This window comes from Kitasatospora sp. NPDC048407, assembly GCF_043200475.1.
Classification (GTDB): domain Bacteria; phylum Actinomycetota; class Actinomycetes; order Streptomycetales; family Streptomycetaceae; genus Kitasatospora.
The window spans coordinates 50620-60706 of record NZ_JBICXW010000034.1; the positions used below are offsets into that span (position 1 = coordinate 50620).

A 10087-nucleotide genomic window follows, 5' to 3' on the forward strand; every position below is an offset into this window, starting at 1 on the left:
CAATGACTTGCACGTGTTCGCGACCTTGCAGGCGGGCTCCCACCGGTTACTCCGGCTTGCGGAACATCCTCGTCGCCGTGATCTCCCCGTGAATCGTCGGCCCGTCCGGGTCCTGCGCCGCCGGGAGGCCGGGGCGGAGGTGTTCCTCGACCGAGATGTACTTCAGGCCGGCCCGGAGGTCCGCGTCGTTGCGGAGGCGGATGACGAGGGGGAACTCGGCCAGTGCGGTGGTGTCGAACAGGCCGGTGGTGTAGATGAGTTGGACGCCGAGCGCGTCGGCGACGGCGCGCTGGAGTTCCAGCAGGTACGTCGCGTTGGCGCGGCCGATCGGGTTGTCGAGGAAGAGCGTGCCGGCGTGGCGGAGCTGTGACTGGCCGCGGTCGTTGGCGCGGAGGGCGGCCATCGTGCAGTAGAGGGCGATGGCGGCGGTGAGCAGCTGGCCGCCGGAGAAGACGTCCGACATCTGGCCGACGGAGACCCGTTCGGCGCGCAGGACGGCGTCGGGCTTGAGGATTTCGACCGAGACGCCCTTGGGGCCGATCGCGGCGGCGACGCCGCGCAGCAGCAGGGACATGCCGTCGCGGCGCAGGTCGGAGTTCTTCTTGACGGCGGACTGGGTGGCGTCGTCGATGACTTCGCCGAGCCGTTCGACCAGGACGGCGTGGTCGGGGTCCTCGAAGCGGATGCGCAGGAATTCCTGGCCCGACCATTCGCCGAGGCCTTCGGGCAGGCGGGAGAGCCGCTGCGCGGCGCGCAGGGTGGCGAGCGAGGACTCGACCAGGCCGCGCAGGCGGTCGACGATGGAGGCGCGGTTGCGTTCCAGCTGGGTGAGTTCGTCGGTGAGGACGCGCAGCCGGGGGGCGAACGCGGCGGCCCAGGCGGCGGCATGGTCGGGCAGGGCGGCGGCGGGCAGCTCGCGGATCTGCTGGCGGGCGGGGGTGCGGACGGCTTCGTAGCGGGCGGCGTTGGCGTGCCGGACGAGGGCGTCGGAGGCGTCCCGGACGGCGAGTTCGGCGCCGGTGAGTTCGCCGGCGGCGGTGCGCATGGCGCGCCGGGTGTCGGCGACGGCGGCGCGGGCCGCGGCGAGGCCGCCGAGGTAGGCGTCGGCGGTCTCGGTCTCCTCGCCGTTGTCGCGCAGCGAGTCGCGGAGCTGGCCGGCGAGTTCCTCGAAGTCGGTGGCGGCGGCCTGTGCCTGGTCCAGGGTGCGCTGGAGGTCGGCGTGTTCGGTGCGCGCGGTGTCGACTCGTTCGCGGCGTTCGGCGAGCAGCGCGGTGGCGGTGCGGAGCAGCGCTTGGGCGTGTTCGGGGTCGGCGGGGAGGAGGTCGTCGGGGAGTTCGGTGTGGGCTTCGCCGTTGACGGGGGCGGAGCGTTCGGCGTCGCCGCGCAGGCGCCCGACTTCTTCGGCGGCGGCGCCGGAGCGGGCTTCGATGATGGTGACGAGTTCTTCGGCGCGGGCGGCGGCGGCCTGCCGGGCGGGGCCGTCGGCGCCGTCGGGGCTGGCGAGGAGTTCCTCGGCGCGGGCCTTGACCTTGTTGCTGAGGCGGTCGAGTTCGGCTGCGGCGGCGGCTTCGTCGCCTTCGGCGCGGGCCTGTTCGGCGCGCAGGTCGGCGCCGACGCCGACCTTTTCGTACAGCTGGGCTGCCGCACGGTAGGCCTCGCGGAGGGCGGGCAGCGAGGTGGGGGTGGCGGTCTCGTCGGGTTCGGTGCTGGTGTCGGCGGCGGCGATCTCGGCGCGTTCGCCGCGCAGGGTGCGTGCGGTGCGGCGGGCGTCGTCGGCGGCGCGCTGGGCGGCGCGGCGGTCCTCGTCGCAGGTGCGGGCGCGTTCGGTGCACAGGGCCTGGCGGCGTTCGCATTCGGTGGCGTCGTCGGCGAGTTCGCGCTGGCGGCGGGTCCAGTTGGCGCGTTCGCGGAGGCGGAAGGCGAGGCCGGCCAGGGCGTCGGCGCGGCGGCGGGTGCGCTGGGCGGTTTCCCGGCATTCCTCGTGGCGGGCGGCGGCGGCCTGGTGGTCGGCGTCGGCTTCGGTGCGGTCGGCGCGCAGGGTGGCGAGTTCGGCGGCGGTGGCTTCGGCGTGTTCGGCTGCCGCTGCGGCGGCTTCGGCGAGTTCGGCGAGGGTGCCCGGCGGGCAGCTGGCGTGCCAGGAGGCGAGGCGGGCGGCGAGGGCGCGGTCGCCGCCGAGGCGGGCGGCGAGTTCGCGGATGTGTTCCTCGCGGGCGGTGGCGCGGGCGCGCAGTTCGCGGCGTTCGTCGTCGGCGGCGGTCTCGTTGTGCATGGCCGGGTTCGGCGGCACCAGGAAGAACGCGGGCTCGGCTTCGATCGGGGCGGTGAGGGCGGCGGCAATGCCGACGGCGACGGTGGAGCGGGGCAGCAGGGCGGCGGCGGCGAGCGCTTCGCGGGCCCGGTCGAGCGAGCTGGGGTCGGTGACGACGACGCCGTCGACGAGTTCGGGGCGGGCGGCGAGGATGGCGTCGTGGTCGGCGGGGTCGACGGACTGGGCGAGGTAGCGCCAGCCGGGCAGCGCGGGGATGCCCTGTTCGCCGAGGTATTCGACGGTGGCGAGGACGTCGGGGCCGGGCGGCAGCAGGCCGCCGTCGCCGAGGGCGGCGAGGATCCGGGAGTCGTCGGCGGCGGCGGTGCGCAGGTCGAACAGGGTGCGTTCGGCGTTCGCCACGGACTGGTCGAGCAGTTCGCGCAAGTCCTCGGCGGACGCGTCGAGTTGACGGGGCGTCAGGAAGCCTTCGGCCTCCTCGGCGCCGTCCTGGTAGGGCGTCAGGGAGAGCAGTTCGGCGAGCCGGGGTTCGGCGGCGAGCTGGGCGGCGGTGCGCTGTTCGGCGGCGAGGGTGCGTTCGGCGGCGGTGCGGGCGTCGGTGGCGCGGGCGGCGGCGAGTTCGGCGCGGGCCTCGGCGGCGGCGGATTCGCGGGCCCGGACGGCGGCGAATTCGGCGGCGGTGCGGGCGAGTTCGAGCTCTTCGGTGGCGGCGCGTTCGGCGTCGGCGGCGTGCAGGGCGGCGCGGGCGGGGTCGGGTTCGGCGCCGGAGTCGTCGATCCAGCCGGCTTCGACGGCGGCGGCGGTCTCCTGCTCGACCTCGGTGAGGCGCTGGCGCAGGTGTTCGGCCTCGGAGCGGGCCTTCTGCGCGGCGGTGGCGGCGGCGGTGGCTTCGGCCTGGGCGGCGGAACCGTCCTGCTGCAACTCGCCTGCGCGCAGCTCCTCCTGGTCGGCGCGGGTCTCGGCGTTCAGCGCGGCGGATTCGAGGGCGCGGGCGAGGGCGCCGGCCGCGCGGTCGCGGGCGGCGAGGGCGGGCGCGGCGTCGAGTTCGGCTTCCCGGATGGCGGCGGCGACCCGGCTGGCGCGGTCGGCGGCGGCGCGGTGCCGCAGCACCGCCTCGGCGGCCTGCCAGGCGGTGAACTGGGCGCGGGCGTCGGTGAGTTCGCGGCGCAGGCGGCCGGCTTCGGCGGTCGCGGCCTCCAGACCGAGGGTGGCGTGCCGGTAACCGAGTTCGGAGACGATCAGGGCGTGCCGGGTGCGGTCGGTCTCGGCGGCGGTGACGGCGCTCGCGGCGGCGGCGACCTCGACGGAGAGGTCGTGCATCCGGTCGCGTTCGACGGCGGAGCGGGCGGACAGCGAGGTCGCGAGTTTGCGGGTGCGGCGTTCGGCGGCGCGGTGGCCCTCGCGGACGGTCTCCCGGCCGGCGGTGGCGTCGACGATGCGCTGGAGCAGGTCGACGGAGCCGGCGGTGAAGTCGCGTTCGGCGGTGAGTTCGGCGCGGCGGCCGAGCTTGGCGGCGAAGCCGTGCACCAGGTCGGCGAGGCCGTCGGTGTCGCGGGTGTCGGTGACGGCGCGCAGCAGCAGGTCGGTGAAGTCGGCGTCGTTGCGGACCGCGAACAGGCCGGCGGCCTCGCCCTCGTCGGCGTTCATCTCGCGCTGGTAGCGGAAGAGTTCGGGGTCGAGGCCGAGTGCGCCGAGGTGCTCGATCCAGCGGTCGTGGATCTCCTCGAAGGTGACGTCGAGGTGCGGGTGGGCCTTGGCGGCCTCGGTGAGGGTGTCGCGGAAGCCCTTCATGGTGCGGCGGCGGCCGCGGGCCTTCTGGTCGCCGGCCAGGCTGGGCCGTTCGGCGACCGGAAGCGCGTCCAGGGTGAGGCCGGGGCCGGGCCGGAAGGAGTACCAGAGTTCGGCGAACTTCCGCGGGTCGGAGGAGACCTGGCGGCCGCGCCACTCGCTGACCTTGCCGACCACGACGAGTTCGCCGGTGACGGTGTGCTGCCACTCGAGGGCGACGTGGCCGCAGTCGTCGGCCAGCAGGAACTTGCGCAGCACGCCGGAGGAGGCGCCGCCCAGGGTGTTGCGGTGGCCGGGCAGCATCACCGAGAAGATCAGCTTGAGCAGGACGGACTTGCCGCCGCCGTTCTCCAGGAACAGCACGCCGGCGGGCGCGGGGCGGCGCTGCGGGCCTTCCGGCTCCTCCCCGAACAGGCCGATCTGCTGCGGCTGCGGTTCGGGGACCGGATCGCCGACTCCGCGCAGGTCGAGCACCGTGTCGGCGTAGCGGGCGCCCGCCGGTCCGATCGAGTACAGGCGGACCCGGTTCAGCTCGTACATGTGCGGTGGTTCTCCTGGAGCGGCAGTTGCAGGGTGGCGCTGGACAGTTGACGGAGTGTCAGAGTGCGTGGAAGGGCAGGCCCGCGTCGGCGACGAGTTCGTCGCTGTCGTCGGGCGGCAGCAGGGTGGCCGTGCCGTCGCTGACCGGGACGACGCCCAGGTCGAGCAGTTCGGCCATGGCGGCGCTGCCGGCCAGGTCGCGGACCTGCAACTGGTAGCGGGCGGTGGTGCGGTAGGTGCCGCCGGCGTCGTCGGAGGTCTTCTGCAGGAAGCCGGAGTCGACCAGGAAGGACACCGCCTTGGAGACGATGCCGGTGGTGGAGCCGGACAGCCGGCGGGCGTCCTTGGTGGCGCCGGTCGCGGAGCGGCGGGCCCACACCCGCCAGGCCGCCTCCAGGGCGGGGGCGGAGCTCGCCGGGTCGGTGTTGCTGCCCTCGGCCGCGGCGCGTTCCTCGAGGCGGCGGCAGGCCTGCCGGACGAACGCGTCCACGCCGTTGACGCTGACCCGGCCGAGGTAGCCGTCGTCGGCGAGGTCCTCGGGGCGGGGGAAGGCGAGCGCGGCGACCGCGAGGTGTGCGAGGCCGTGCAGGAAGCGGTCGGTGGACTCGGAGGCGGCGCGGCGCGAGTAGTCGCCCATCCGGACGGCGAACACCGACTCCTCGGCGGCGGCGACGGCCATCCCGGCCCGCGGCGAGACCTCCAGCACCACCAGGCCCATGCCGGTGGCGACGGCGTCGGCGAGGCGCCCGAACTGCGGGTCGTCGCGGTAGCGGCGCACCAGTTCGGCGTACTCCGCGTCCCGGGACGGCAGCAGCTTGGCCTGCAGGCCGAAGGACACCAGGCGGGCGGCCTCGGCGACGTCCGCCGGGCTGATCGCCGGGTGGGCGGCGGCAGCGGCCGGCTCGGCGTCCTGCGGCGCCCACGCCTCGGTGCTGGTGGTCATGCGGGTGCTCCTTCGGTGCGGGCGGTGCAAGTGGTGCTGGAAGAACGGCTCGTCACTTCGCGTCCCGGCGGTCGGCGGCCATCCCGGCGGCGTCCAGCAGGGCGCTGCCGACGATCAGGTCCGCGCCGCCGAAGCCCGGGTCGTCCAGGCGGGTGCCGTCGTCCACGGCGAACAGCAGGCGTTCCTCGCCCTGCCGGTACGCGGTGCCGACCGGCGGGCTGGCGGCGTGCACGGCCAGCAGGGCGACCAGGTAGGCGAGTTCTTCGCCGTCCTCGCCGTCGTCGGTGCCGCGGGCGCGGGCGTCGGCGAGCAGGCCGGACAGGCGGCGGGGCGCGTCGGCGGGCAGGTCGAGCAGGTCGAGCGCGGCTTCCAGTTGGGCCTCGGAGAACCGGCTGTCGTCGGGGGTGGCGACCAGGTCGGGTTCGGGCAGTTCGGCGCCGAGGTGTTCGCGCTCGACCGGCGGGGTGAGCAGCAGGTCGACGAGGTCGCTGACCCGGACCGAGACGGGGGTGCGCAGGCCGGTGCCGCGGGCGAAGAACGCGTCGGTGGGCCGGGTGGCGTCCGCGAGCGGGAGGGTGAGAACCGGGGCGAGGAGTTGACCGTAGAGGTCGATGCCGGTGCGCGCGGTGGGTGCGGAGAACGCCTGCCGGTCCTGTTCGGCGCGGAACAGCGGGCCGGCTTCCAGCAGGCGGGTCTGGAGCTGGGTGTGCCGGCGGATGCAGTCCTTGACGATGTCGACGAGTTCGGCGGCGCGCCGCTTGTGCTCGGCGTCGGTGCTCTCGTCGCGGGCCTTGCGGATGTTGGTGAGGATCGCGTTCTCGTGCCGGTACCGGTCGGCGATGTGGTCGAGCGCCTCGTCGATCAGGTCGGGGACGGTCTCCATCCAGTCGACGGCGCGGACGTTGCGGCGGGTGGCCTCGAGGGCGCGGCGCAGCGTTTCGGCGTACTGGACGGTGCGGTAGCGGGCCTGTTCGGCGGCGAGTTGGGCGTCGGCGAGGCGGCCGCGGCGGATCAGCACCTCGAGTTTGACCTCGGCGGCGATCTGAGCGCTCGTCACGTCGGTGTCCAGCGCGCCGACCAGGACGTTGACGGCCTCGTCCGTGGTGCGCAGGTAGACGCCGCCGTCCTGGCCGGGGACTTCCTCGATCAGTTTGAAGTCGTAGTCGCGGCGGGTGTATTCGCCGTCGGGGCCGAAGGTGCCGTAGACGGCGCGGAAGCCGCGGTCGACGCTGCCGACGTTGATCAGCGACTCCAGGACCCAGCGGGCGACGCGTTCGTGCTCGGTGGCGGCGCGGCCGGGGTTCTGGGCGGCGATCCGGGGGTGGAGCCGGCTGAGGACTATGTCGCGGTCGGCGCCGGTGTCGAAGTCCATGTTGAGGGTGACCAGGTCGATGGCGGCGAGGCCGATCTCGGCCATCGTGTACGAGGCGTACTCGCCGGCCAGGTTGACCTTGCGGCTGTCGAGGTCGTGCAGCGGCGCGGTGCAGGCGAGCGCCTTGAGCCGGCGGGCGAGTCCCTCGTCGGCGGCCGGTCCGGGGGCGGGCCTGGTGGGCTGGTCTGCGATGGCGGTCACGGGGGACAAGATTAGGGCTTTCCGTGGACAGGTCCGAAACGTCCCCTTTGGGCGGGCTGTTCCGGCATGTTGAACGCGTTCAATTTCAGGTCTAGAGTCCCTCTCGCGACACCGCGTGCCGTTTCCGGCACCCGCGTCATGGAGGGGGGAATCCCCATGTCCGACATCGCCACCGCCCCGACCGGTTCCACCACCGCCGGCCCCGGCCCCGCCACCGTCACCGACACCGCACTCGTCCGACGCCGGATCAGGCGCTGGCTGTGGCTGTTCATCGTCTGCCTGGTACTCAGCGGAGTGACCGCGTTCCCGCTGCAGATCGAGACCGACCTACTGGTCCGGGCCCTGGACGCGAGCGGACTCGACTCCGCGCTCCCCGCCCTCGACGCCTGGGTGCACCGGGTCCGCGACGGCGTCGCCGACGGCTACGGCAACCACCCGTTCCTCGCCTACGGCACCGACTGGCTGGCGTTCGCGCACCTGGTGATCGCGGCCGCGTTCTGGGGCCCGCTGCGGGATCCGGTCCGCAACCTGTGGGTGATCCGCTGGGCGATGCTGGCCTGCGGCGCCGTCATCCCGCTCGCGCTGATCTGCGGCCCGCTGCGCGGCATCCCGCTGTTCTGGCAATTCGTCGACATGTCGTTCGGTGTCTTCGGCGTCATTCCGCTGCTGGTCGTGCACCGCCTGATCCGCACCCTGGAATGGAATCAGGCGGTCCGCACCCACCACGACTTCGCCAGGGTCATCCCCTCCCCCTGACCGTTCCCCGTATGACGCGGCAGTGGTTACGCGGCAGTGGCCTCCGGCAGGGTCACGGTGCCGTCGTGCAGCTCCACGACCCGGTCGGCCTGCTCCATCAGGGCCGGGTCGTGGGTGGCCACCAGGGCGGTGACGCCCTGCGAGTGGACCACCGCGCGCAGCAGCTCCATCACGGCCAGGCCGGTCTCGGAGTCGAGCTGGCCGGTCGGCTCGTCCGCGATGATCAGCACCGGGTCGTTGGCCAGCGCCCGGGCGATCGCCACCCGCTGCTGCTGGCCGCCGGACAGTTCGGTCGGCCGCTGCCCGGCGTGCTCGGCCAGCCCGACCAGGGCCAGCAGGGTGCGCGCCCGCTCCTCGCGCTCGGCGGCGGGGAGCCGACGCAGCCGCATCGGGACGCCGACGTTCTCGGCGGCGGTGAGCGTCGGCAGCAGGCCGAAGGACTGGAACACGAAGCCGATCCGGTCCCGGCGCAGCGCCAGCCGCCCCGCCTCGTCGAGGCCGGACAGGTCGGTGCCGTCGAGCGAGATCCGGCCGCTGGTCGGGGTGTCGAGGCCGCCGACCAGGTTGAGCAGGGTGGTCTTGCCGGAGCCGGAGCGGCCCTTGAGGGCGGTGAGTTCGCCGCGGGCCGCGGTGAAGGAGACGCCGCGCAGCGCGTGCACGGTGCGGGCCCCGGTACCGAAGCTGCGCCACAGCTCCTCGACCACGACCATGGGCTCCTGCGGTTCGGTCATCTCGGTCTCCCCCGTTGGCGGTTGGGTGTGAAGGTGCACGATTCTGCTCACTCTGACAACGGTTCGCGCAAGGCCCTTCCGCTGCTTGATCCCATCTGACAGAGTCGTCCGCCATCCGGTACACGCTGAACCGGAACGGGGGTACGGGGAACAATGTTGGGCTTTGTGCTGCGCCGACTGCGTGGGCGGCTGCCGCTGGCTGCCGCCGTGCTGTTCACGGTGCTCATCACCACCACGGTGCTGACCACCCTGGTGGCCTTCAACCGCACCGTCGCCGAGGCCGGCCTGCGCCGGAACCTGGACGGCGGCAGCCGGGCCGTCCTGCAGCTGGGCGCCGACCACGCGGCGGACACCAGGGCGGCGGACGACGCGAAGGCCGCCGCGCTCGGCACGCAGCTGTTCGACGGGCTGCCGGTCACCACGCAGTCGCTCGCCCTCAGCCGCGCGTACGGGCTGCCCGCCCTGTCGAGCGCCGCCGGCCGCGAGGTGGACCTGACGGTGCTGGCCGCGCTGGACCGCAGCCGGCTGAAGCTGACCGCCGGTCAGTGGCCGGCCGCCGGCGGCACGGTGCAGACGGTCGTGCCGAGGAGCGCCCTGCTCCGGCTGGGCCTGACCGAGAACGCGCTGCCCGCCAAGGTCACGCTGGCCGACCGGTACGGCGGCAGCCCTCTCACCGTCGAGGTCACCGGCGTCTACCAGGTCGCCGACCGGGACGCCCCCTACTGGCGGCTCGACCCGCTCGGCGGCCGCGAGATCCAGGTCAAGGGCTTCACCACGTACGGTCCGCTGATGGTGGACGACGGCGTGTTCACCTCCGGCCTGCTGACCCAGGGCAGCCGGAGCCTTCAGCTGACCGCCGACTTCTCCACCGCCGACCCGGAGCGGATCGACCGGATCCGCTCCCGCGCCGACAAGCTGAACGACCTCGTCAAGCAGTACTCCCCGGGCCTCCAGACGCGCACCGAACTGCCCGCCCTGCTGGCCGAGTTGCACTCGGCGACGCTGGTCGCCCGTTCCAGCCTGCTGATCGGGGCGCTGCAACTGGCGGTGCTGGCCGGGGCCGCGCTGCTGCTGGTGGTGCACCTGGTGGCGGACCGGCAGTCCCGGGAGAACGCCCTGCTCACCTCGCGCGGCGCGACCCGGCGGCAACTCGCCGCCTGGACGGCCGTCGAGGCACTGCTGCTCGCCCTGCCCGCCGCCGTGCTCGCCCCGCTGCTGACCGGGCCGCTGCTGCGGCTGCTGACCTCCTGGGGCCCGCTGACGGGGATGCCGCTGGAGCACACCGACTCCGCCGTCCGCTGGCCGGTGGCCGCGCTGTGCGCGCTGGCCTGTGTCGTGCTGGTCGCGCTGCCGCCCGTGCTGCGGCGCGACGCCGACCGGGTGGTGTCGCGCCGGCAGGCCGTGGTCAGCACCGTGGCCCGCTCCGGCGCCGACCTGACCCTGCTGGCGCTGGCCGTGATCACCTACCAGCAGCTGGCCGCCCGCACCGG

The 10087-nt window shown here is 74.1% G+C and carries 6 protein-coding genes; 2 read left to right on the forward strand and 4 right to left on the reverse strand.

The window, feature by feature from the left end:
* Positions 1-46: 46 nt before the first annotated feature.
* From ACGFWJ_RS34570 to ACGFWJ_RS34580, 3 genes are read right to left on the reverse strand one after another with little or no spacing between them, the layout of a single operon-like run.
* On the reverse strand, positions 47-4594 hold the full coding sequence (locus tag ACGFWJ_RS34570; protein ID WP_392956605.1) for a hypothetical protein: 4548 nt from the start codon (positions 4592-4594) through the stop codon (positions 47-49).
* A gap of 58 nt (positions 4595-4652) precedes the next feature.
* A complete protein-coding gene (locus ACGFWJ_RS34575; RefSeq protein WP_392956607.1) occupies positions 4653-5537 on the reverse strand; it encodes a hypothetical protein in 885 nt (294 codons plus the stop codon).
* Between the two features lie 52 nt (positions 5538-5589).
* Positions 5590-7110 carry a hypothetical protein gene (locus ACGFWJ_RS34580; protein WP_387648357.1) on the reverse strand — a complete coding sequence of 507 codons (1521 nt, stop codon included), beginning with the start codon at positions 7108-7110 and terminating at the stop codon, positions 5590-5592.
* Between the two features lie 156 nt (positions 7111-7266).
* Between ACGFWJ_RS34580 and ACGFWJ_RS34585 the strand changes: the two genes are divergently transcribed.
* Positions 7267-7866, forward strand: coding sequence for a hypothetical protein (locus tag ACGFWJ_RS34585; protein WP_387648360.1), 600 nt, complete (start codon positions 7267-7269; stop codon positions 7864-7866).
* Positions 7867-7892: 26 nt separating this feature from the next.
* Here the strand turns inward: ACGFWJ_RS34585 and ACGFWJ_RS34590 are convergent, their stop codons facing one another.
* Positions 7893-8597, reverse strand: a complete 705-nt coding sequence (locus ACGFWJ_RS34590) for an ABC transporter ATP-binding protein (protein WP_387648363.1) — start codon at positions 8595-8597, stop codon at positions 7893-7895.
* A gap of 153 nt (positions 8598-8750) precedes the next feature.
* Between ACGFWJ_RS34590 and ACGFWJ_RS34595 the strand changes: the two genes are divergently transcribed.
* Positions 8751-10087, forward strand: a 1337-nt coding sequence (locus tag ACGFWJ_RS34595; protein ID WP_392956610.1) for an FtsX-like permease family protein, incomplete at its 3' end; no start/stop codon positions are given.